Annotated in this window: 19 protein-coding genes; 10 read left to right on the top strand and 9 right to left on the bottom strand. The window is 43.7% G+C overall.

The features are described from left to right. Together FBF61_RS11240 and FBF61_RS11235 are read right to left on the bottom strand one after the other, a co-directional pair. Window positions 1-3357, bottom strand: coding sequence for a SusC/RagA family TonB-linked outer membrane protein (locus FBF61_RS11240; RefSeq protein ID WP_138477328.1), 3357 nt, complete (start codon window positions 3355-3357; stop codon window positions 1-3). A gap of 361 nt (window positions 3358-3718) precedes the next feature. Continuing rightward, entirely contained in the window at window positions 3719-4306 is a 588-nt protein-coding gene (locus FBF61_RS11235; RefSeq protein WP_138477327.1) for a precorrin-2 dehydrogenase/sirohydrochlorin ferrochelatase family protein, read from the bottom strand. 108 nt (window positions 4307-4414) lie between these two features. Between FBF61_RS11235 and FBF61_RS11230 the strand changes: the two genes are divergently transcribed. Next, entirely contained in the window at window positions 4415-6373 is a 1959-nt protein-coding gene (locus tag FBF61_RS11230; protein ID WP_138477326.1) for an ABC-F family ATP-binding cassette domain-containing protein, read from the top strand. A 158-nt stretch (window positions 6374-6531) separates the two neighbouring features. On the opposite strand, the gene FBF61_RS35515 is transcribed toward FBF61_RS11230, so the two are convergent. Then, window positions 6532-6705, bottom strand: a complete 174-nt coding sequence (locus FBF61_RS35515; protein WP_138478063.1) for a Uma2 family endonuclease — start codon at window positions 6703-6705, stop codon at window positions 6532-6534. A gap of 245 nt (window positions 6706-6950) precedes the next feature. On the opposite strand from FBF61_RS35515, the gene FBF61_RS11220 reads away from it, so the two are divergent. Both FBF61_RS11220 and FBF61_RS11215 read left to right on the top strand, forming a co-directional pair. Beyond that, window positions 6951-8234, top strand: a complete 1284-nt coding sequence (locus FBF61_RS11220; protein WP_138477325.1) for a type IX secretion system plug protein — start codon at window positions 6951-6953, stop codon at window positions 8232-8234. An 11-nt stretch (window positions 8235-8245) separates the two neighbouring features. Continuing rightward, window positions 8246-8629, top strand: a complete 384-nt coding sequence (locus tag FBF61_RS11215) for a hypothetical protein (protein ID WP_138477324.1) — start codon at window positions 8246-8248, stop codon at window positions 8627-8629. A gap of 81 nt (window positions 8630-8710) precedes the next feature. On the opposite strand, the gene ychF is transcribed toward FBF61_RS11215, so the two are convergent. After that, window positions 8711-9811: a redox-regulated ATPase YchF gene (ychF, locus tag FBF61_RS11210; protein WP_138477323.1), complete on the bottom strand. Its 1101-nt coding sequence runs from the start codon at window positions 9809-9811 to the stop codon at window positions 8711-8713. Window positions 9812-9932: 121 nt separating this feature from the next. After that, complete coding sequence (locus FBF61_RS11205) at window positions 9933-10280, bottom strand: DUF3276 family protein (protein WP_082213641.1); 348 nt, start codon at window positions 10278-10280, stop codon at window positions 9933-9935. A gap of 239 nt (window positions 10281-10519) precedes the next feature. On the opposite strand from FBF61_RS11205, the gene FBF61_RS11200 reads away from it, so the two are divergent. Both FBF61_RS11200 and FBF61_RS11195 read left to right on the top strand, forming a co-directional pair. Beyond that, window positions 10520-10972 (top strand): septal ring lytic transglycosylase RlpA family protein, encoded by a 453-nt coding sequence (locus FBF61_RS11200; protein ID WP_138477322.1) that lies wholly within the window; start codon window positions 10520-10522, stop codon window positions 10970-10972. Between the two features lie 14 nt (window positions 10973-10986). Further along, complete coding sequence (locus FBF61_RS11195) at window positions 10987-11901, top strand: DUF58 domain-containing protein (protein ID WP_138477321.1); 915 nt, start codon at window positions 10987-10989, stop codon at window positions 11899-11901. A 53-nt stretch (window positions 11902-11954) separates the two neighbouring features. On the opposite strand, the gene radA is transcribed toward FBF61_RS11195, so the two are convergent. Beyond that, window positions 11955-13334, bottom strand: a complete 1380-nt coding sequence (gene radA, locus FBF61_RS11190) for a DNA repair protein RadA (RefSeq protein ID WP_138477320.1) — start codon at window positions 13332-13334, stop codon at window positions 11955-11957. Between the two features lie 167 nt (window positions 13335-13501). Between radA and FBF61_RS11185 the strand changes: the two genes are divergently transcribed. Further along, window positions 13502-14221, top strand: a complete 720-nt coding sequence (locus tag FBF61_RS11185; protein ID WP_138477319.1) for a porin family protein — start codon at window positions 13502-13504, stop codon at window positions 14219-14221. Window positions 14222-14332: 111 nt separating this feature from the next. Here FBF61_RS11185 and FBF61_RS11180 read toward each other — a convergent pair whose 3' ends face one another. Further along, on the bottom strand, window positions 14333-14731 hold the full coding sequence (locus tag FBF61_RS11180; RefSeq protein ID WP_229215007.1) for a LytR/AlgR family response regulator transcription factor: 399 nt from the start codon (window positions 14729-14731) through the stop codon (window positions 14333-14335). 327 nt (window positions 14732-15058) lie between these two features. Between FBF61_RS11180 and pheS the strand changes: the two genes are divergently transcribed. Continuing rightward, window positions 15059-16099: a phenylalanine--tRNA ligase subunit alpha gene (gene pheS / locus FBF61_RS11175; protein ID WP_138477318.1), complete on the top strand. Its 1041-nt coding sequence runs from the start codon at window positions 15059-15061 to the stop codon at window positions 16097-16099. 43 nt (window positions 16100-16142) lie between these two features. Here pheS and FBF61_RS11170 read toward each other — a convergent pair whose 3' ends face one another. Together FBF61_RS11170 and FBF61_RS11165 are read right to left on the bottom strand one after the other, a co-directional pair. Then, window positions 16143-16874 (bottom strand): esterase family protein, encoded by a 732-nt coding sequence (locus FBF61_RS11170; RefSeq protein WP_138477317.1) that lies wholly within the window; start codon window positions 16872-16874, stop codon window positions 16143-16145. A 112-nt stretch (window positions 16875-16986) separates the two neighbouring features. After that, window positions 16987-18417 carry a circularly permuted type 2 ATP-grasp protein gene (locus FBF61_RS11165; RefSeq protein ID WP_138477316.1) on the bottom strand — a complete coding sequence of 477 codons (1431 nt, stop codon included), beginning with the start codon at window positions 18415-18417 and terminating at the stop codon, window positions 16987-16989. A gap of 351 nt (window positions 18418-18768) precedes the next feature. On the opposite strand from FBF61_RS11165, the gene FBF61_RS11160 reads away from it, so the two are divergent. The 3 genes from FBF61_RS11160 to FBF61_RS11150 all read left to right on the top strand — a co-directional run bounded on the left by FBF61_RS11160 (window position 18769) and on the right by FBF61_RS11150 (window position 23429). Beyond that, window positions 18769-20316 carry a DUF5723 family protein gene (locus FBF61_RS11160; protein WP_138477315.1) on the top strand — a complete coding sequence of 516 codons (1548 nt, stop codon included), beginning with the start codon at window positions 18769-18771 and terminating at the stop codon, window positions 20314-20316. 75 nt (window positions 20317-20391) lie between these two features. After that, the gene (gene msrB / locus FBF61_RS11155) at window positions 20392-20787 is read left to right on the top strand and encodes a peptide-methionine (R)-S-oxide reductase MsrB (protein WP_138477314.1); all 396 of its coding nucleotides are present in this window, start codon (window positions 20392-20394) and stop codon (window positions 20785-20787) included. An 80-nt stretch (window positions 20788-20867) separates the two neighbouring features. Beyond that, window positions 20868-23429, top strand: coding sequence for a penicillin-binding protein 1A (locus FBF61_RS11150; protein WP_138477313.1), 2562 nt, complete (start codon window positions 20868-20870; stop codon window positions 23427-23429). Window positions 23430-23448 lie beyond the last annotated feature (19 nt).

Here is a 23448-nt window from a genome sequence, read left to right as displayed (position 1 = left end):
TTACAATGTCAATTTCAGTGAAACAGTAAACTGCTTTTGTATTGGCTGGGCAACACCTCCCGAATTAAAGAATTCAGGATCTTGCCCTTTTAGCTTTTTATCGGCATAAACAAGCCAGGGATTGATCGATGAGACCTGTATGCTGGCCCCGGACAAACCCGCTTTTCTTGCCAAAACCAAGGGAACCTTATATGCGAGTGAAACCGACTTTAAACGGATAAAATCTCCTTTTGCAACCCTGTCGGTGCTATAATTGTAAATATTATAAGGGTAAGTTCCAGCCAGGTACTGCAACTCAAGCTTGTCACTGATAGATGGAATACTTGTTACGTTTTCCTCTCCCGGAAGCACCCATCTGTCTAGAAATTCTTTGGGCATTGCATCGAGATCACTGAAAGCTCCTCTGTATAATGGGTTCAATCTGATTTTATTCCCTGCCTGAGCAGTAAACAGGACATTCAACGACAGATTCTTATAGGTCAGTGTGTTGTTGAACCCGCCAGTAAACGGAGGATCCACCGGCCCTTCATATTTCAGATAGCTTATATTCTGATCCTGAAGATATACATCCGAACTAACTTCCCCATTTTCATTTAGAAAGATCGGCACACCCGTCTTGGGATTTAAAGCCCGGTAGTCAATTGAAAACAAGCTGCGGACAGGACGTCCCTGAATATTTGCGCCTTCCGCTTTGACCAGGTCAAAAATACCCGGACTGTTATCCACATTAGTAATCAGCGTTCTGGCATAGCCAAAATTGAGGGTTGAGCGTAAATCCCAGTCTTTATTTTTGAAAATCACACCATTTAATGAAACGTCCACGCCATGTGATTCCATATCCGCGTAATTGGCCACCTTATAAATCTGACCGCCAATGCCGGAAGTCCTGATTACGTCTATCAGATCAAAACTGTTACGGATGTAGCCATCAATGGAGATGTTCGCACGGTTGGCCAAAAAACCAAGATCCAGACCGACATTACCACTGTACAGTTTTTCCCAGGTCAGTTCCGTGTTTTCAAGAGATGCGAGCTGGATGGCAGATTCCTTTTCATCGGCGAATGGCCTCCTGGTTACAATACTCTGAAACAGTACAGCGGAATTGGTTGCTGGCCCCGTATCCGCCGACAAACCATAGCTGGCCCGGAGGCGCCCCATACTCAACCATGAAAATCTCTTGATAAAATTTTCCCGGTCAAAATTCCAGGAGCCTGCCACTGTATACGTCGGCAGCCAACGCGCGATGGCCGATTTACCAAAACCATTGGATCCATCATAGCGCAGGTAGGCCGTAAAGTTGTATTTATCGTCCAGCGTGTAACCCGCACTACCGTAAAAAGCCGCGAACCGCTCATAATCTTCCCGCATTCCATAGTAGGCAAAATTGGACTCAATGGTTTGTTTAAGAATCCTGTAATCTATAAAAGGTGTACCGCCCTGATCGTATTGAAAACCATAACCGGTGTTATTCGAATTTTGTCTGTTGGTAAACTTGACTTCCTGCCCTGCAAGAAGATTAACAGCGTGCCTTTCCTTAAAAGTCCGGTTGTATCTGAGGTTATTCCGGACATTGTAAAACATCATCTGATCTTCGTTCCGGTTGTAAAAACCTCCGCTTGGTAAAACTACGACTGGGAAAGCGTTGGGATCGTCAGGATCCCGGTAGAGAAATTTATTCAGATTTGCGACCGTAGCATTATCTGCCGCTCGGTAGGCATTGGCCATATTGGAATGCTCGGTAATCCTGTGCTCCCTGCCAGTCTGGATATATCTCAAAGCACCGAGGAAGTCATATGTCAGGTGCTCGGTGATTTTGTAAGAAAAATCGCCCTGTAAACGTATATCAGCAAGGTTAAGGTTGATCTTGTTATTCTCTAGCTCCGAAATGATATTGAAGGGGGCGAAGTTCCTGCGGAAAAATTCAAGGTTGCCGTTCTCATCATACGCAGTCAGCGTCCGGCTCGTATTCAAGGCGTAGCTAAAAGGGTTTATATCAAAATCCCTGTCAAACTTTCCTTCAACGGGGTTGCTCCTCCTGCTAAGCGAACCCGGTACCTGCTGCCTCCTGATGGACGCAAGCGTTGAGAAACCGAGAGATACTCGATCGGAAAGCTTATAATTGTTGCGAAAGTTCAGGGTATAACGACTTACTTTATCAGCGATCGTCCAGCCATTGTCGTTGAGATAACTCGTCGAAAAATAAGATTGGGATTTGTCGGTACCAAACGAAATACTTAGCGAATGTTCCTGGATAAAGTTCTGCTTGAAAAGTACGTCAAACCAGTCAGTATTGGCCTTCGCGTATCTTAAGAGGTAATTCTTCTTGGCTTCGGGGGTATTGATGACCGGAAACTCGCCCTGACTGTCGCCGAATAATGAGTTGTAGTATTTACCATAAACCCCAAAATCCGGCTGGTCGAGAATATTAGAGTTAAGATGCCCTTTTCTTTCCAGTTCTCCCAGAACCGACATTTGCTGGGCCGAATTCATGATGTTGAAATTCCGGTAAGAAGGTTTTAACTGGCTGCTGAAATTGCCCGAATAAGAAATAACAGGTTTTCCGCTTTTGCCTTTTTTGGTGGTAATTACAATCACCCCATTCATGGCACGCGCACCATACAAAGCTGCCGCCGCCGCGTCTTTTAATATATCAAATGTTTCAATGTCGTTGGGATTGAGCCCCGCCACTGCCGAACCGAGTAAAGTATTGGGATCACCGCTGGAAAGCTGATCGTTGGAAATGTTAACAATATCCTCAAGTACAACGCCGTCCACCACCCACAACGGCTTGTTATCGCCATTCAAAGAAGTTGCCCCCCGGATACGGACCTTAGGGGCCGCACCAAACGTCCCGGATACGTTCTGAATAGACACACCGGCTGCCCGGCCTTCCAGCATCCGGCTTACATCTGGCAAACCATCTATCTTTACATCATCCGACTTCAAGGTAACTGCCGATCCGGTAAACTTATTCTTGTCAATTTGCTGAAAACCAGTAACTACCACATCCTGCAAGCCTACCGCATCCTCAACCAGTTCAATGGAAATACTGCGAGCAGCCTTTACCTCTTTTGAAAGAAAACCAATCATAGAAATCACCAAAGTCGCTCCTTCGTTCACACCCTGCAAAACGAATTCACCCTTTTCATTCGTAACCGTTCCTTTCTGGAGACCTTTAACACGAATGGTAGAACCGATCAGCAGCTCACCCGTACTACTCCTGACCACACCGCGAATATCAATGTCTGCAGCAGTGGCGGATGAAGAAAAATCTGAAATGAAGTTAGAAAGGAAAAATATACCAAGGAGCACCACTAACAGCCGACTCAGGCCACTGATCCGATAAAAAACATTCATATTGTAAGTATAGGTATAGCTCGAAATTAATGGGTTTTAATCAACAGTCCTGGTTATTCTTGAACTCAATAATACACATTATCAAAGTAAAAAACGAAAAGTTCTCTTGGTAATTCAGATGGAGTTCTTTCCGGATATTTTAATGGAAGATACCATTAACATACGCAATGGCGTGCATAAATGTTATTCCGGAAAAACGATTATTTTGTAGGGGCGCAAATAAACTTACGAATACTTTTACTTAAAACATAGAAGCTCAGGGATTTATTGCGGTTTTAAATCATGGCTTTCGTCTGGGATTAAACCTAATCCCCTCTTTATAAATAGCTTATAAAACTCCATAAATGGCAAAAAACAGGCTCTATTGCTCTCCCGTTTTCTTTTCCATCAACACAGAGGTGATCCTGTTCAGCTCATCTACTTTATTTGCGAAATCGCCCTTCAACATATCCCTGACCGCTTTCAGCTGTTCCATCGCTGTTTCAAGATTATCGGGAAGCGCCTCTCCCAAAACTTCTTTAAGACGTTTCGCAAAGGTCGGCGACATGCCATTTGTTGAGATAGCCACTTTGAGATTACCCTTGCGCACTACAGAGGACAGATAAAAATCGCAGATCGCCGGCGTATCAGCTACGTTCGTGAGTATGTTCTTTGCCCGGGCAAGCGCGGCTATTCTTTTGTTTTCTTCCTTGTCATTGGTCGCGACAATAACCAAATCTTTTTGCAAAAAATCTTCCTCCTGAAACTTCCGGTTAATTAGATTAATACGTGAATTCCCGGTGGCAAGACTAAGTATCTCATTCCTTATTTCAGGCGAAACCAGCGTCACTTTTGCTTCTGGTGAATTGTCCAGGACCGCGGTAATTTTCTCAAGACCCACATACCCGCCGCCAACGATCAAGGTGTGTAAATTTTCAAGTTTCAGGAATATGGGGAATAGGTTGTTCATGTCTCAAATTTACATTAAATCTTAAAATTAACGTGTGACCGGAGCGTTTTATAACTATTCCAACAATTACACTTTTTCTATCTCCTACTTTCCCCGTACCTTTGCGGTATGATCGCGATTACGAACCTCAGCTACTTTCTTGGCGACCGCGCACTTTATGACAGTGCCTCGCTTCATATAAAGCCAAAACAAAAAATCGGCCTTATCGGTCTCAACGGAACCGGAAAGTCTACGCTTCTACGGATGATCAATGGTGAATTCCAGCCGGATGGCGGGCATATTTCCAAAGCCGGAGATTGCACTATCGGATTTTTGAACCAGGATTTGCTTTCTTACCAAAGTGATGATTCCATTCTTTCCGTGGCGATGCAGGCATTTGAAAGGCAGAACCATCTGCAAATTCAAATGGACAAGATCCTGCATGACATGGAGCACAATTATAGCGACGCCCTGGTAGACAAACTTGCCAAAGTGCAGGATGAATTTGAAGCATTGGACGGATATACTATCCAATCCAAAGCAGAAGCCATTCTGGAGGGTCTGGGATTTGTTACCGATGACCTTCACAGACCCCTAAGATTGTTTTCCGGAGGATGGCGCATGCGGGTTATGCTTGCTAAACTTCTGCTGCAAAAGCCTTCTTTACTCATGCTGGATGAGCCAACCAACCACCTTGACTTGCCGTCTATCCAGTGGGTAGAGAAATATGTACAGAGTTACGAAGGGGCCGTAATTGTCGTTTCTCACGACAGGCAATTCCTGGATAATACTATCGATACAACTGTTGAAGTATCCGGCGGAAAACTGAATTATTACGCTGGAAATTACTCCTACTACCTGGAAGAAAAAGAGCAGCGCAATGACATTCAGCGGGGCGCTTATGAAAACCAACAGGCAAAGATCCGTCAGACAGAACGTTTTATTGAACGTTTTAAAGCGAAAGCAACCAAATCCAGGCAGGTTCAGAGCCGTGTGAAGGCTCTGGATAAAATGGAAGTTGTGGATCAGGTGATTGATGAAAATGCAAAGGTTCATTTCCGCTTTCAGTTCACTACCCAGCCGGGGAGGCATGTTTTCCAGCTGGAAGATGCGTCGAAGGCTTACGGGGAAAAAGTGATATTGGACCATACCAATATCAGTATGGAGCGCGGCGACAAAATTGCACTCATAGGGGCAAACGGCCGTGGTAAATCCACCGTACTCCGGGTCGTGGCGGGTACGGAGCCTATCGAAGGAAAAAGAAGACTCGGTCATAATGTATCGTTTACTTTTTATGCACAGCACCAGCTGGAATCGCTCAATGTTCAGCATAATTTGATAGAAGAGCTTAAATACGCCAATCCAAATAAAACAGAAACTGAATTACGGACTGTTTTGGGCTGTTTTCTGTTTAGCGGTGATGATGTTTTCAAGAAAATCAAAGTTCTTTCGGGAGGTGAAAAGTCGAGGGTAGCTCTTGCAAAAGTATTGCTATCACAAGCGAATTTCCTGCTGCTCGATGAGCCTACCAACCACCTGGACATGCAATCTGTAAATATTCTTATACAGGCTTTGCAGCAATATGAGGGAAGCTACATCGTCGTTTCCCACGACCGTTATTTTGTTGAGAACATTGCCAATAAGATCTGGTATATTGAAGACCATCAGATCAAGGAATATCCGGGCACTTATCAGGAATATGAAATTTGGGTAGAGGAGCGAGGTCTGCTCTCTGCTGTTAGCGATAAAGCAGTTGTCAGCAGCGCGCCGCCTCAAACCAAAAGCAGCCAGCAACCGGCCAGCAATGGTAGTGCTCCAAAATCCAACGGAAAGTCGTTTTCAAATGAGGAAACGCAGCGGCTAAAAAAAGCGCAGAAGCAAATTGAGGAGTTTGAGACTACGATCAGCAACCTGGAAACCCGCAAAGCCGAAACAGAGGCAAAACTGGCTGATCCAAAAATATATAATGACCAAGCTGCCCTCTCAGAGCTGAACCGGTTTTATCTCGACATCAAGCAAAAACTCGAAAAAGCGACTGACTCCTGGGAAAACGCAATGCTGGAAGTTGATGAGTTACAAAGCAAATAATTAAAAAAGGGAATCTGACGGTTCCCTTTTTTAATGCCCGAGTCGCAGACGCTCACCACAACAAGATAAGATTCGGTTTCTGTGTAAATATCTGTCATCTTTATGTAAGTTCAACGCTGCCCGAAGTTATCACTTCACAAATGCTACATGCTTCCGAATCAAGGAAACCTCTCTCCTTTAACGTAACCCGAGGTACTTTTCGAAAGTACTTCAATAATAACCGATGGGTTGATAATGTGATCCTTTTTATGGCCAAGATATTCGTTTCTTCCGCATATAATCAACCAGTCGGGATAAGTATATAGCCAGCTGGCAGGTATGTGGATACGCAGATCACTGGAATAGTGTGATTATGCCTGCATACTGCCATAGTAACTATTTTCCCACGATAGAATTCGCTCTTGTAGTCAGCGTCTCTTTCCATTTTGAGATATTCTCTTCAGACTAAAAAATTCCAGCCCGTGCTGTCATAGTTGTGCTAGTGATGCAGAAAAATAGTTGATAATGAACAAAGACCTTTCCTGAACTATACGTACATTATCAGCCGAAGTAACGTTAATATTGAAAATATCCCGTTATGCGTACATTACTCCTGACATTTCTTTGCCTGTATCATTCCATTGCTATTGCACAGCGGCAAAACATTCGGTTGGAGGACTATATTTACAACAATAAAATCAACACCGTTCTGCTTTACCCGGCAATTGACGACCAGGAAAACCCCAGGAGATTGCTAACACCGCCCATCAAGCCGCTCAACAGTACTTCTCCTTTAGTTCTGGAGTTTGATGATCTTTCTGGTCAGTTTGAAGGTTACAGAGCTAAAATCATTCATTGCAATGCGGACTGGACGAAATCGAACCTGAACGATATCGAGTTCACCTATGAATTTAACGAGTACCCGATCAGTAACAGCGAACAATCTTTCAGTACCAAAGTTCCTTATTTTCATTATCGCCTCGACTTGCCGAGATTAAAAATCTCAGGCAACTACGTGATATATGTGTATTCCGACCGGGACCGGAAACCCGTTCTGAGCCGTAGGTTTATGCTTTATGAGACGAGGGTAAATGTGACCGCAAAAGCTCGGTTTTCACAAGGCATCCAGCAACAGTTTACCGATCAGCAAATTGACTTTACAGTCGATTACAAAGGTTATCCGCTGAACGCACCGCAAACGGATCTGAAAGTAGTTCTGAGAAAAAACTTTCGCTGGGACCAGATACGTTCAGGATTCAAGCCTACCAATGTCAAACCGTTTGACCAGGTTTTGGAATACATATTTTTTGACCTTGAAAATACTTTTCCCGGTGGAAACGAATTCCGCTATTTCGACAGTCGTACTTTGTCCGGCAGGGGTTACGGGATCAATGAGATCGAAAGATCTGATGAATTTACAAGGCTGAGTCTCTTTCCTGACAAATCCAGATCTGAGGGGTCTTACCTTCAGATTGATGATTTTAATGGCCAATACATTGTGGATCAGCGCGAATCCGGAAGGGGAAGTATTGAGGCAGATTATACGCCGGTACTTTTCACATTGCGCATTCCGGAAGAGCAGGGTGCTACATTTTATGTGAACGGGGCCTTTAACCTCTGGCAGCTGACAGATCGAAATATCATGACATACAATGTTGATAATAAGGCTTACGAGTCAGAAATAATGATCAAACAAGGTGTTATCAACTATGATTATATTATGGTTAATAATTCGGATAAAAAAGCCGATGAAGCTTACATTGAAGGCAACTATGCACCAACAGAAAATGACTACGATATTTTAATCTATCACCGCCCGCCGGCAGGCCGGTCTGATCTTTTAATCGGATACCGCACGGTGGAATGGAACCGGAGACGCTAAAAAACGCAACCATGGACTCTTCTAACAGAACTTATCTGACTTCTAATTTATCCATCACTATTGATGAAAGTCATATCATTGATTGTCTGGTAGATCATGAGGAAATGCCGGTTGATTTTGAAAATAATCACGTCATATCATTTTATGTCAAATCGGATTTTTACCTCGTCTTGTATTTTCCGGAGTGGAAAGACAGAGGATTTCAGATGTATGTTGTTGAGGACTTTTCAGTAAATATTGATGATCTTCTTTATCTGAAAGAGATCTTTTCCCAATTACTGAACGAAGGTTACAGCACCGACCTTCTGACCAAAGCGCACTATCGGGTTGATTCTATCATTCTGATGGCGAAAACATTGCGAGAAGTCATTCACAACGACCTCGCTGATTTTTAGGAATTATCGGGCGGATTTATACAAAAAAGAGGCGTAGTTTTTAAAGCTACGCCTCTTTTTCAGTAGTATTTATTTTCAGGGTTATACATTGAACCTGAAATGCATGATATCGCCGTCGGCAACTACATATTCCTTTCCTTCAACGGCCATTTTTCCAACTTCCTTTACGCCTGCCTCTGTTTTATATTGTTCATAATCAGCAATTTTGATTACTTCGGCACGAATAAAACCTTTTTCAAAATCACTATGAATAACGCCTGCTGCCTGGGGTGCTTTCCAGCCGCGAATAATTGTCCATGCTCTTACTTCTTTCACTCCAGCCGTGAAATAAGTGATCAGATTCAAAAGTGAATAAGAAGCTTTGATCAGCTTGCTCAGTCCGGATTCTTTCAAACCGTATTCACTCAAAAACATTTCATGTTCCTCCGGATCTTCAATTTCAGAAATCTGAGATTCGATCGCCGCACAAAGTACAATTACGTCGGCACCTTCGTGCTTCACAGCTTCCCGCAATTTCTCTGAGTATTCATTTCCGGTAAGCATTGAACCCTCATCCACATTCGCAACATACAAAACAGGTTTGGCAGTCAGCAATTGCAGATCTCCGATCACAGCCTGTTTTGTTTCTTCATCAATCTGAAGACTTCTGGCATTTTTACCGGCTTCCAGTGTTTCTTTATATTTTTTCAGCCACTCCAGTTCCGCTTTTGCTTTTGCATCACCGGCCCTGGCGCCTTTTTCTGTACGCTGTATTTTCTTATCTACCGATTCCAGATCCTTCAATTGCAGCTCGATATCGATAATTTCTTTATCAAAAACCGGATCAACACGACCTTCGACGTGCACCACATTTTCATCCTGAAAACAGCGTACTACGTGAACAATGGCATCCACCTCCCGGATATTGGCTAAAAATTTATTCCCCAGACCCGCCCCCTGGCTTGCGCCTTTTACAAGGCCGGCGATATCGACGAACTCAATGATCGTCGGTATGACTTTCTGTGGTTTTACAAGGGTAGTTAACGTATCTAAACGTTCGTCCGGCACTGTAACAACACCCACATTGGGCTCTATTGTACAAAAAGGATAATTGGCAGCTTCGGCTTTGCCGGTAGAAATAGCATTAAAAAGAGTGGATTTCCCGACGTTTGGCAATCCTACAATCCCACATTGAAGACTCATATTATAAAGGTATGCAGTGAACAGCAAATGATAATTTTTGCAAAATTACCATTTAGCGAATACAAAAACCAAAAGCCTTCGTAATACATTGCGAAGGCCTCCTGTTAAAAAAATAAATTTTTTAATCCCACTTAAGATCCGACTCTCCTACTACATCCACTTCGTCGGCTTTGGCTTCGAACTGAGAGAAGTCAACTTCCGGCATCAACTCTGTTTTCACATGGTCCACCGCATCTTTCAAAGCATCTACGAATTTATCAAAGTCCTCTTTGTACAAAAACATTTTATGCTTTTCGTACGTGAACCCGTCTCCTTGAGGATGACGACGACTTTCGGTGATGGTAAGATAATAATCGTTGGATCGCGTAGAGCGAACATCGAAGAAGTAAGTCCGTTTTCCTGCCCTGACCCTTTTGGAGTAGATTTGCTCTCTGTCTTCCACTATGTTAAGTTTTAAATAGGTTTTCAAACGCTAAAATATAAAGTTTATTGCTGCTATCAAAAAAACGGTAACATATTAGCAATTTGTTATTATTGGGCGCAAAAGAATTTGCGGACATTTTACTTAAAAACCATAGAATCTGTTCGTTTCTGTGTTTTTTCTGTTACTTTTGAAATCTGTGGCTTTCATTTTCCTGCAAAGTCACGACGTTATGATACAAAAATAAGGTACCTATTCCTTATCATGTTATACCTAAATCCACAGATATGGTTTATCATAGGATTCTGATTCTTATCATATTAGCCTTTGCCGCCGGGTCTGCCTCATTCGCTCAGGTTAAGTTAGGCAAAACGGAAACAGGGAACGCTTCCTACTACTCTACCAAGTTTAACGGCAGAAAGACCTCCTTCGGCGAATTGCATAAAAGCAATGAATTGTCGGCTGCCCATAAAAGCTATCCCCACAATACGATGCTTGAAGTTACGAATCTGGATAATGATGAAAAGGTAATTGTGCGGGTTAACGATCGCGGCCCGTTTAAAAAAAGCAGGGTTATCGATCTAAGTAAAGAAGCAGCCAAAGTAATAGGTATCCTGGGTAAAGGAATAGCAAATGTATCTGTGAGGGTTGTAGGTATGGAAGGTATGATCCTGCTGGATTCTGATGAAGAAATCGACCCGAAATCAGGCAAAGTTATCTCCATGCGAACCAAACGCTAATCTTTTTTCTACCGATGAGTAGCCGCCAACTTGATTTAGCCAAAGTAAGAGAGTTCGGCAATCTGGAATTTCTGGCAAAACAGCTGGTAGAAGGCTTTATTACCGGACTGCATAAATCTCCATTCCATGGTTTTTCCGTAGAGTTTGCGGAACATCAGCTGTACAACACGGGCGAATCCACCAGAAATATTGATTGGAAAGTTTTCGCAAAAACAGACCGTTTATACGTAAAACGCTACGAGGAAGAGACCAATTTAAGATGCCATATCTTGCTGGATACATCATCTTCCATGTATTATCCGGAAGAGAATAACGGCAAAATGACATTCAGCGTGATGGCCGCCGCCAGCCTCACATATCTTCTTCAGCGACAGAAAGATGCCGTAAGCCTATGTACGTTCGCCGAAAACATTGAAATACAAACCGCGGTAAAATCCACTCCTTCCCACGTCCACAAAATTATGTTGGACCTGGAAAATCTTCTCCAGAGCAAAAGACCACTGCTTAAGACCTCAGTATCCGGCGTTTTGCATCAGATCGCAGAGAAAATTCACAAAAGATCGCTTGTAGTAATTTTCAGTGATATGTTTGATAACCTGGAAGATGCCGACAAGATATTCTCTGCATTGCAACATCTCCGGCACAACCTCCATGAAGTCCTTTTATTTCATGTGACCGACCGGAAAACAGAAGAGGAGTTTGCATTTGAAAACCGACCTTATGAATTCATTGATCTGGAAACGGGGGAGAGAGTAAAAGTCCAGCCGGATCAGGTGAGAGATTCCTACAAGGAATTTGTCGGCGACTTTTATCAAAAACTAAAATTGAAGTGCGGACAGTACAAAATTGACTTTATTGAAGCCGATATTGCCAGAGGTTTCGACCCTATATTGATGGCATATTTAGTAAAGCATTCAAAAATGAAGTGATTTTAGAATATTGATCACGGTTGCTGAATTTTACTCCAACTTCTGAAAACATCCTATTCGTGACTGTTCAGAAAAAGTGACATAAACAGCTGATCCAGATGTGCCACTGGTATGATCTCGATTTTTGAGTTTTTGATATCCAGCCCCTTGCTGTTGTATTTTGAAATATAGATCTTTTTAAAACCCAGCTTTTCAGATTCGGAGATCCTGCTTTCAATCCGGTTCACGGCGCGCACTTCGCCTCCAAGTCCTACCTCGGCTGCAAAACAGACTGATGGGGCTATAAATTTATCTTCATAAGACGAAACAAGGGATGCAACAACCGCCAGATCGATAGCAGGATCTTCCACTTTTAATCCCCCGGCCACATTTAAAAATACATCCTGGACACCTAGACGAAAGCCTCCTCGCTTTTCCAGCACAGCCAGCAGCATTTGCAGGCGTTTCGCATCGAAACCGGTACTGCTTCTTTGCGGAGTTCCATAGGTGGCCACGCTTACTAGAGACTGAATTTCGACCAGTAGAGGCCTGTTTCCCTCCATCATACAGCCGATTGCGATTCCGCTGACCGGTTCGTCTCGCTGAGAAATCAAGATTTCGGACGGATTATTTACCTGCCTGAGGCCCGTTCCCTGCATCTCGTATATCCCCAGTTCAGAAGTACTCCCAAACCGGTTTTTGACCGTCCGCAGGATCCGGTAAGTGTTATGCCTGTCGCCTTCAAACTGAAGAACTGTATCTACCATGTGTTCAAGGACTTTCGGACCGGCAAGAGAGCCATCCTTGGTGATATGGCCAATTAAAAACACCGGCACACCAGTTTCCTTCGCGTATTTCATAAACTCTGCCGTACATTCCCGAACTTGTGACACACTGCCTGCCCCGGATTCGATATATGTGGACTGCATCGTTTGAATAGAATCGACAATCAGGATTTCAGGTTGAAAATCCTCTATCTGCCGGAAAATATTCTGTGTGTGTGTTTCCGTCAATATGAAGCAATTGCTGCTTCCAGCGGTCATTCTTTCCGCCCGCATCTTTATCTGCTGCTCCGATTCCTCCCCTGAAACATACAGCACTTTTCTGTCCGAAAGCGTCAGCGCGATCTGAAGCATTAATGTCGATTTCCCAATACCAGGCTCTCCCCCGATCAAAACCAGCGATCCCTGCACAATTCCTCCGCCCAGCACACGGTTCAGTTCATGGTCAAATGTCCTGATCCTGGGCTCATTCTGATACTCGATCTCAGCAATGGCCCTGGGCCTGCTAGCTAAATTAATTCCCTTCCAGCTAACAGCCGTCTTCTTGTCTTCCTTTTCAATAACTTCCTGAACAAAAGTATTCCATTCGCCGCAAGATGGACACCTGCCCACCCACTTGGGTGAATTATACCCACATTCCTGACAAAAATAGGCTGTTTTGGTTTTGGCCATAAGTAGAATAGTCTAATTTATATTTGCTTAAACACTAACACCGTCCGATGAATAATTATCCAAATATTCGTACGTTTCGACCATAAAATCAAAAAAAATATGAGTTAGGTATAGTTTTTTATTTTTAAACGTTATTAACCGGCTTTACTAAAAAAATTATATTATCCATGAACATCCTGACAAAATTGGCGTGCAGCTGCGTGATATGCATTCTTGCATTAACGTCAGCACAAGCGCAAAAAAAAGGTTTTGCCTTCGGTATTAAGGGAGGAGTAAATTTATCGCGCCTCACCATGGGAGATGTTTTTACAACACGCTATGATGACAACGGGAATCCTTATCTGGGATACGATGGGAAAGAAGTAAAGGACAATCTCAAACAAAGCTTTGATACGCGCACAGGAGCGGTCGGGGGGATTTACATGAGATTTGGCAAAACGTTGTTCATCCAACCGGAAGTTCTGGTCTCCACAAAAGGCGGCTCATTTCAGATCATTGAGCAAGATCAGGAGCAACCGGTTACCAAGACCGTCAATATTAAATATAGCAATATCGATGTACCGCTGTTAATCGGAATTAAAGCCGGCCCCGTGAGAGTGTTGGCCGGACCAGTTACTTCATTTAGGATCGGAGACAACCAGCGTTTACGTGACGCTTTCAAACAATATACTTCTGACTTAAATAATGCAATGTCCGAAGCAACTTTCGGATATCAGCTTGGCGCCGGGATTGATATTGGAAGCATAAGCCTGGATGTTCGAAAAGAAGGTGCATTTACAAATATTGCATCTTTTCAGTTAGACGGGCAACCGCTAGCAGGTGCAAATGGAAAGTTGAAGCAAAAAATCAGCTCCTGGCAGGTGACATTAGGGCTGAAGTTATTCTAGGATTTTATAACTTCCCAAAAACTAAACAAGCAGCCTTCGATCTGTGCGATGGCTGCTGTTTTTATGAATAACCCACTAATTTAATTCAATAAAAAAACTTGTAACGCAATCTTACGCGCTGATGCGAAGATTGGTATGGTCCAGAAGAAAAGTCACTTCTTTGATTTTCCTTCTCGAAACTGAGACTTCTTTTCCGCACGAAAGCCTCAGTACCCGGTCGTCTTCCATTCTCTCAACCACATAATCTGAATTGACCAGATAAGACTTGTGCACACGCACAAAATTTGAATTCAAGAGTTCGGCCAGGGATTTCAAAGTCTTTGAAACCAGATACTTCTTGCCGTTGTTCGTATAAATAAAAGTATAGTTTCCTTCACCTTCGAGGAAGGTAATTACGTCGGGAGTCAGATAAATGGTTCTGCCCATGGACTGAACCGAGATTGGAGAGGCAGTGCCTTTGAATGAATTTTCAGGCAGATTTCCGCGAGTAAAGCTTGTAAAATTTTTCATGGTATGTAAGACTAATATTGTTCCGATTGATTGAATCAAAATTAGTACATAGCGTAAATTTAGAAAATACGTAGAACTACGTATATATATCTAATAATCTCATTATCAGCTAATTAGTTGTAAACCAAAAAGTAAAATGACGTAACTGAACTTAGTAAAACACGTAATTTTACTTACTCTCTAAACTTGCTTTTTGAACGGTTTTCCGTCTAAAAAAAGTTTTCAGAGCTTCCTGGGACTGCAACCGACGTAACTTTAATTATCTTTGAAACCGTTTTGACGCGGATATTCGACATCAAAACCAATACAGGTACAAAAAAATTACTTATGATTACCGACCGGGTAAAAGAGCTTGTCTCAGAAATTGAAAAAATAACAGTTACAGACAAGGATCAGCTCGAAGCTTTCAGGCTTAAATACATCAGTAAAAAAGGCGTCGTTACCGAATTGTTTGAAGGGTTGAAAAACATTCTTCAGGAAGACCGCCGTGCAGTGGGCCAGGAATTAAATACCCTGAAAAATCTTGCGCAAACGCGTTTTCAGGAATTTTCAGCGGTTCTGGAAAATTCTTCTGATACGAATCCTGAGTTATTCATCGACTTAACCTTGCCGGTTGCTCCCAATATTCAGGGAAGTCTTCATCCGCTTACAATCGTACGCCGAAGAATCATCGAGATCTTTGAAAGAATGGGATTTAATGTTTCTTACGGGCCGGAAATTGAAAAAGACTGGTATAATTTCAGTGCGCTCAACTTTGCGGACAACCACCCCGCCCGGGAAATGCAGGACACATTTTTCATCTCAAAAAGTGATGGAGACGTAAAAGATGATGTTTTGCTGAGAACGCATACTTCCAATGTACAAGTGCGGCTTATGGAAAGGCAAAAACCGCCTATTCGGTCGATTATGCCAGGGAGAGTATTTAGAAATGAGGCTATTTCAGCGCGTGCGCACTGCGTTTTTCATCAGGTAGAAGGCTTGTATGTAGATAAAAATGTAAGTTTCAAGGATTTAAAGGATACTTTGTACCATTTTGCAAAGGAGATGTTTGGCAAAGATTCCAAAATCAGGCTTCGTCCTTCTTACTTTCCTTTCACAGAGCCCAGTGCAGAGATCGATGTGACATGTTTTATATGTAAAGGAAAGGGCTGTAATGTTTGTAAACATTCCGGCTGGGTCGAAATTGCTGGTTCGGGAATGGTAGATCCCAATGTTCTTTCCAATTGCGGAATCGATAGTGAAACGTATACAGGATTTGCGTTTGGAATGGGTATCGAAAGAATTACCATGCTCAAATATGGAATCAATGATTTACGGCTTTTCACAGAGAATGACGTAAGGTTTTTGAGGCAGTTTGAAGGAGCATAATTAACTGCTGTATTCCGATTATCAACATCGGAATACAGCGATTTCAAAATCTCGTCGACAAATAATGAGGGAGCATCCGGTTCCATACCCACCACTCATGAGGTATATCACTTCCCCAGATGTCCAGCTCGTGAAAAACATTTTTGGAAGCCAGTATCGCAGATATCTGCTTCGAATATTCCGGAACTTCATAGGCTCCTGATCCCGTTACAAAATGAATATGACGACTATCCCTGTACAGTGACAAATGCCACTCGGCTTTTAGCTGGGGCAGGTAATGTATAGGGGAATTAAAATATACGTTATCGTCGTAATATCCGTCCGTGTAAACGCTCAGATCATAACAACCGCTCATAGCGATCACTCCCTGGATAAAATCCGGATGTTTAAAAAACAGATTAGCAGCATGCAGAGCCCCAAATGCCGCACCGGCAGCTATAATTTCATTGGTCTGGCTTGAATTACTTCTAATAAAAGGGACTACCTCTTTGATCACATAATCATTAAACAACTGGTGCCTCACTGCTTTGTCATATCCATGCATGTGAGGGTTCATCCAACTCTCTGAATTGATACTGTTGATGCAGTATACTTTTACTTTTCCGTCATTAATAAACGGTTTGATACTCTCAATCAATCCATTGTGTTCATATTCCAGGTAATTTGATGCTGCTGTGGGAATCAGTAAAAGCGCAAATCCATAATGCCCGTAAACCGCTACATCCATATATTCATTCAGTGCCGGACTAAACCAACCGGTTACTTCACGTTGCATTGCTTTAAAATTTAAGTTGCTATCAATAATTATTTCTTAACAGTCAGGCAGTACATCAATTTTGGTTTAAAACCATTATCATCAACAGACTGCCGTAACTGTCAATAATAATTTAGTATAGCACCCACGTATCCTTGCCGCCTCCACCCTGAGATGAGTTGACGACCAGCGAGCCCTTTCTCAATGCAACCCTCGTAAGGCCACCCGGAATGACACTGACGTCATCCCCGTATAAAATGTAAGGGCGCAAATCCACGTGCCGACCTTCCGCATGCCCATCCACCATACACGGGACTCTGGATAGGGATATTGTAGGCTGCGCAATATAATTACGCGGGTTGTTCCTTATTTTTTCCCTGAATAGCTCATGATCCTCTTCGGTCGCCTTAGGGCCAATCAGCATACCGTACCCGCCGGCCTCGTTTGCCTCTTTTACAACCAGCTGAGCAATGTTTTCAATCACGTAATTAAAGTCCTCTTCCTCCCCGCAGATGTAAGTTTTAACATTCGGGATCATAGCTTCTTCTCCCAGGTAATACTTGATAATCCGGGGGACATAGGCATAAACCACCTTATCATCCGCTACGCCTGTTCCCGGCGCGTTGGCCAGCGCAACCCTGCCTTTTTTATAAACTTCGAAAATGCCCGGTATGCCAATCAACGAATCAGGGTTAAATGCCTCCGGATCCATGAAAGTATCGTCTATGCGACGGTAAATCACATCCACTATCTGGAGACCATTGGTCGTGCGCATTTTCACATATCCGTCGGAAACCACCAGATCCCTTGCGTCCACCAACTCAACTCCCATTTGCTGGGCCAGGTATGAATGTTCGAAATAGGCTGAATTATAAATCCCCGGTGTGAGTACAGCCACGGTTGGGTTGGGCCGGTCAGCAAGATGCTGAAGCATCTGCAGCAACCTGGTAGGATAATCAGACACCGGTCTCACTCCCGTCCGTGCCAGCACATCCGGAAAAATCTGTTTCGACAACTCTCTGTTTTCCAGCATATAAGACACCCCAGACGGACAACGGAGGTTATCTTCAAGCACCATAAAGGTACCGTCATCGCCTTTTATCAAGTCGGTACCTGTAATGTGGCACCAGATCCCTTTTGGTGGTTTAAGGCCAATGCACGGTTTTAAAAAACATTTACTGGACTCGATCAGCTCGCGGGGCACCACACCATCATTCAAGATATTCTGCTCATTGTACACGTCATCAATGAACATATTCAATGCTTTGATCCGCTGTTTGAGACCCTTTTCCAGCCATTCCCACTCTGCGTTAGAAAGTACGCGGGGAATGATATCGATCGGCATGATGCGTTCAGTTCCTTCACCTTCGGAATATACGTTGAAAGTGATGCCCATAGAGAGCAGCGCACGTTCTGTTGCCAGCTGGCGGTTGGTCAGATCTTCGTGTGTAAGGTTTTCAAATTTATTCTTTAAATGCTCATAGCCCGGACGGATCTCACCGTCTTCTGTGAACATCTCATCGAAAAAATTTTCGCTTTGATAATTTGAAAATGAAAAATTCATACAATACAAAATTTGAATAAGTATATATCTGTTATTTACAGAACAATATATGGTCAATGTTTGACTTAACAAAATAATCAATATTCACCAATGCCTATTGCACTATAATTTTATCTAAAATACTATACTTACCATATTTATCGCTTACTGCCCTCAAATGATACAAAGAATAATCACACGCACCGAATCCGCCCTCCGGGGAATTGTGTTCTGCAAATACTAAAATCATGCCGTTGTTATATCTGTAATATTATTTTCCCGATAGGCAAACATTCGTTGCAAGTACGTGCAGTTACGCTTTTATTTGCATGTAGATATAGAAAATGAATATCACCCCGTTTCTCTTTAACGATGTACAAATCCTGGGTACTTATATTGGTCATGATCTTTGGGCTTACTATCAAAGGTTTGCCGCAGCATTTGCCAGGTGTCTCTATGAGTAACTTTGCGGGTATTCATGCGCTATACCATAACCCTGCGTTTGTAGCCGACAGCAGGTACAGACTTTATGTAAATGTTGTGGGTTCTCAGTTCTACACCGCCAACAACCATGTAAAGTATGATGCCCCCTATTCTTTTTTAAGTCTGATCACCAACACCGTCTCTGATGAATATCGCAATGAAAGAGGTGCTCTGCTATTTCCACGCCGGTATCTCAAAGAAAAGCTGAACGGTAACTTCAAGTATCTGAACGCCGGCGGGGACTCGCGCCTGCCTTCCATTATGTTCAATTTGTTTCAGGGAAAAATCGGGGTGGGAATTTCCACAAGGGCCAGGTATATCCTCAATACCACCGCGGTTACCGAGCCGCTGGCGAGGCTGATCAGCAAAACAACACAGTTAAAGGATCTTCAGGGGCCAGTTTTCGATAACCAGTCAGGTAAGCTGCACTTAAATGCCACGGCTGAAATAGCTTTTACACTGGGCGGTGTTGTGGTGGATAATGAAACTGACTTTTTAAAAGTCGGTGTCACCGTTAAGAGACTGCTGGGCTTGTATAACGCACATGCCATCATTGAAAATTCATCGTACAATATCCTTCCCGATGAAACCTGGGAGAACCGGCGCCAGTATATCAATGTGAATGAAGCACATGTCAAGTACGCGCTTACACGGGACGAGGCATTTTCAAACATCCGGCCCACTCCCGCCTGGCTGCTCGGCAACGCAGCCCCGGGAAGCGGATGGGGTTTTGATCTTGGGGCCGTGTACGAGTACCGTCCCGACATTAACAAATTCAGCTATACGGAAAGGGGCGACCGCCTCCGCGACGCTTCCAAAAACAAATATTTGTACCGGGTGGCAGTATCCCTCACTGATATCGGCAGGGTTCACTTCAACAATCCCGCCTACGTCCTGCAACAGGAAACACATACCGTAAACAAGGAGTTTCGCTACGATTCTTTTGACAAACTTGGTGGTTCGGAAGAGATTTTCACTGCCATAAATACATCCCTGGACGGCGGTCAGCCTATTGCTCCCAATTTTAAGTCTGTGCTGCCGATGGCTTTTCAGGCGAGTGTCGATTACTATGTGAAGCCAAACGTATATGTGAGCGGGCTATGGGTACAAAATCTGATCTCCCAGGGGGCATTCGGCATGAAAGCTGAATCCGTGGTATCAGTAACACCGAGGTATGAGCACCGGTGGTATGAGATCTCGGTACCGCTGACTTTGATGAACCGGTATCGCTCCCCTGCGATCGGTATTGCCGGCAGAGTGGGACCTTTGTGGATTGGTACTGACCACATCACAGGACTTTTGAATATCGGCAACCCCAAATCTTTCAACCTTTATTTCGGCCTTTCTGCAGGTTTGTTCAGGAAAGCACCGGAATCTCAAAATCAATGCTGGCCTCCCCGGGATTCCTGGATCAGGCGCATTTTTACCAAACGATAAATGACGATAAAACGTTATTGATGGAAGTGGTACAATTTTCATGGATTATACCACGGTCCACAAACATTCGCAACAATGAGAGAAATAGAAAAAACCAGAGAAGAGTGGCAAAAGGAACTTACAGGACAGCAGTGTTTTGTACTTTTTGATAAAGGAACCGAGCGTCCGTTTTCACACCCCTACAACGACAATAAAGAAGAAGGAACTTACGTATGTGCTGCCTGCGGAACACCCCTCTTCAGTTCGGAAACAAAATACGAATCAGGGTCAGGTTGGCCGAGCTTTTTCCAGCCGATAGCTTCGGGAAACGTAGAAGAAATCGTTGACAGAAGTCACGGCATGACCCGTACCGAAGTTGTTTGCAGAACATGCGGAGGACATTTGGGGCATGTTTTCAACGACGGCCCGAAACCGACCGGTTTGAGATATTGCATGAATGGTGCGGCCCTGAAATTTGACAAAGCCGAGTAGTAAAAATTTCGCAAAAGCCGGACGTAGCCATAAATGTCCGGCTTTTCTTATCTTTGAATCCTTACGAACCTTAACGTTTGATGGAAGTTATCAGATCGTTTTACAATAAAATCAAAGCGATGTTTCAATTCATTGGAACACAGCTCAGAACACTCATCAACCGTATTGCTTACAAGCTCGCAACGCTTATTGCAGGCCACGAACGTACAGATGCATTCGTCTTTTCTGTCAGGAAAAACAGAAATTCCATCCGCTCCTGGTGGGAAGAAAAAATAGATGTCCACTCTCCTTATTACCGTTCAGTGGTGCTGCTGTGGAAAACACTGATCTACGGCATTGTCGGTTTCAGTATTTACATTTTTTGTGTGGAAACCAATTTTCTGTGGCTGATGGGCAGCATGCCAAGCGTGGAAGATCTGCAAAATCCGAAAGTTGCCCAATCTTCGGAAATCTACACTTCGGACGGGATTTTGATCGGTAAATTTTACACGGAGAACAGAACACCCGTGACCGCGAAAATGATATCCCCAAATCTCATCAAAGCGCTGATCGCAACCGAGGACATCCGTTTTTACAAACATTCCGGAATTGATTATAAAGCCATGGCGAGCGTTGCAGTAGGGATCGCTACCGGCGCGACCGACCGCGGGGGCGGCAGTACCATTACCCAGCAATTGGCCAAAAAACTGTTTAAAACAAGAAAAACGGACGCGCGCGGACTATTGGGCTACGTTCCGGGCCTGAGTACGCTGATCTATAAAACCAAAGAATGGCTTACGGCGATTAAACTGGAAAGAAATTTTACCAAAGAGGAAATCCTGACCATGTACTTCAATACCGTGGATTATGGAAACAATACGTACGGAATCAATACAGCTGCACAATCCTATTTTAGTAAATCCCCCGACAGCCTCAATGTTCAGGAATCCGCAGTGCTCGTCGGACTTCAGAAAGCCACCACAACCTATAACCCTATCCGTAATAAAAAACGCTCGCTGGAACGCCGCAATGTAGTGATCGGACAGATGCAGAAATACGGGTACCTTAGCGCGAAAGCCGCTGATTCTATCAGTGCACTGCCGATCGAACTGAAAACCAAGTTTGAAACCCCCTATGACGGAAATGCCAATTATTTCAAAAATGCGGTAGTTGATTTTGTGAAAAAATGGGGTGATGAAAATGGTTATGACCTGTATACGGATGGCCTGAAAATATATACGACCATCGACTCCCGCATGCAGGAAGATGCGGAAGAGGCTATGACGCAGAAAATGAAACAGCTGCAACGTGTATTTGAGGACCACTGGGGAAAACAGAACCCATGGGTAGACGAACAGGGGAAAGAGATCACCGATTTCCTTCAGACCGTCGTAAAAAGAACCAGCAAATACAAATCCCTTGCAGCGAAATTCCCTGACCAGCCTGACAGTATCAATTATTACCTTAATAAGAAGGACACGATGACCGTGTATGACTGGAAAAACAGCGGGGAAATGAAAAGATACTGGAGTTCGATGGACTCTCTGGATTATTACAAAAGAGTGCTGCGCGCCGGTATGATGGCCATGAACCCGCAGACTGGTCAGATCAAAGCCTGGGTAGGCGGACTGGATTATAATTATTTCAAATACGATGCTGTCAAACAAGGCAAAAGGCAACCAGGATCCACATTCAAGCCGTTTGTTTACACTACTGCGATAGACGATTCCAGTTTCAATATGTCTCCCTGTGACCAAATTGTGGACAAGCCCTTTGAGAAAAAATACATGGAAGACGGCGTTGAAAAAGAGTGGAAACCGAGAAATGCCACCGGTGTATTCTCCTACGCTAACATGACATTACGGCGTGCACTGGCTCAATCTATCAACTCGGTTACGGCTGAGCTTACCGATCGGGTAGGCCCTGCGAATGTCGTTCGCTACGCCAAGAAAATGGGTATTACGACACCTCTTAAAGCTGTTCCTTCCATAGGTCTAGGGCCTTTTGATGTTTCCCTTTATGATATGGTTGCTGCCTACGGGGTTTTTGTCAATAATGGTACTTATACGCAGCCTATTCTTGTAACCAAAATTGAAGACAGCAACGGAAAAATAATCGAGGAATTTCAACCCGAGCACCGCCAGGCGATAAGCCCTGAATCTGCTTTTATGATGGTATCCATGCTCAAAGGAGGCGTAGAAGAACCGGGTGGTACATCAGGAAGTATCCGCTGGAAATTTGATGTGACCAGAAATGGAAATGAAATCGGTGGAAAAACGGGGACCACTTCCAACAACTCTGACGGCTGGTTTATGTGCATTACCCGCGACCTGGTGGTGGGCGCATGGGTAGGCGGTGACGACAGAAGCATTCACTTCAGGACAACGAACCTTGGCGAAGGTGCCAAAACAGCATTACCGCTTGTCGGAAGTTTTCTCGAGAAAATATACCGGGACAAATCCATAGGAATGGAGCCGGGCCCCTTTCCAAAACCAAGTTTCAAGATTTCGAAGACCTATAATTGCCCTACAATATGGGCACCAATGGAAGACGATTCGCTGTATGATGGAATTGACAGTATCCCTCCGGTTAAACGCAATGATGAGGATGATTTTCTGATTGGCCCGCCGCCGATTCCGCTGGATACAGGTTCAAGAAATTAAGATAGCAAAAAGCCTGACG

It is taken from the genome of Dyadobacter bucti (assembly GCF_005869225.1).
Lineage (GTDB): Bacteria > Bacteroidota > Bacteroidia > Cytophagales > Spirosomataceae > Dyadobacter > Dyadobacter bucti.
The sequence above is the reverse complement of the archived record's forward strand: the minus strand, read 5'-3'. Positions and strand labels throughout refer to the sequence as shown.

Excerpts from the sequence above, each read along its gene's own strand:
- radA (WP_138477320.1), bottom strand. The coding sequence starts at position 13,334 with ATGGCCAAAACCAAAACAGCCTATTTTTGTCAGGAATGTGGGTATAAT.
- FBF61_RS11150 (WP_138477313.1), top strand. The coding sequence starts at position 20,868 with ATGGAAGTTATCAGATCGTTTTACAATAAAATCAAAGCGATGTTTCAA.
- FBF61_RS11195 (WP_138477321.1), top strand. The coding sequence starts at position 10,987 with ATGAGTAGCCGCCAACTTGATTTAGCCAAAGTAAGAGAGTTCGGCAAT.
- ychF (WP_138477323.1), bottom strand. The coding sequence starts at position 9,811 with ATGAGTCTTCAATGTGGGATTGTAGGATTGCCAAACGTCGGGAAATCC.
- FBF61_RS11180 (WP_229215007.1), bottom strand. The coding sequence starts at position 14,731 with ATGAAAAATTTTACAAGCTTTACTCGCGGAAATCTGCCTGAAAATTCA.
- FBF61_RS11220 (WP_138477325.1), top strand. The coding sequence starts at position 6,951 with ATGCGTACATTACTCCTGACATTTCTTTGCCTGTATCATTCCATTGCT.
- FBF61_RS11170 (WP_138477317.1), bottom strand. The coding sequence starts at position 16,874 with ATGCAACGTGAAGTAACCGGTTGGTTTAGTCCGGCACTGAATGAATAT.
- msrB (WP_138477314.1), top strand. The coding sequence starts at position 20,392 with ATGAGAGAAATAGAAAAAACCAGAGAAGAGTGGCAAAAGGAACTTACA.
- FBF61_RS11185 (WP_138477319.1), top strand. The coding sequence starts at position 13,502 with ATGAACATCCTGACAAAATTGGCGTGCAGCTGCGTGATATGCATTCTT.
- pheS (WP_138477318.1), top strand. The coding sequence starts at position 15,059 with ATGATTACCGACCGGGTAAAAGAGCTTGTCTCAGAAATTGAAAAAATA.
- FBF61_RS11160 (WP_138477315.1), top strand. The coding sequence starts at position 18,769 with ATGTACAAATCCTGGGTACTTATATTGGTCATGATCTTTGGGCTTACT.
- FBF61_RS11235 (WP_138477327.1), bottom strand. The coding sequence starts at position 4,306 with ATGAACAACCTATTCCCCATATTCCTGAAACTTGAAAATTTACACACC.
- FBF61_RS11240 (WP_138477328.1), bottom strand. The coding sequence starts at position 3,357 with ATGAATGTTTTTTATCGGATCAGTGGCCTGAGTCGGCTGTTAGTGGTG.
- FBF61_RS11200 (WP_138477322.1), top strand. The coding sequence starts at position 10,520 with ATGGTTTATCATAGGATTCTGATTCTTATCATATTAGCCTTTGCCGCC.
- FBF61_RS11215 (WP_138477324.1), top strand. The coding sequence starts at position 8,246 with ATGGACTCTTCTAACAGAACTTATCTGACTTCTAATTTATCCATCACT.
- FBF61_RS11230 (WP_138477326.1), top strand. The coding sequence starts at position 4,415 with ATGATCGCGATTACGAACCTCAGCTACTTTCTTGGCGACCGCGCACTT.
- FBF61_RS11165 (WP_138477316.1), bottom strand. The coding sequence starts at position 18,417 with ATGAATTTTTCATTTTCAAATTATCAAAGCGAAAATTTTTTCGATGAG.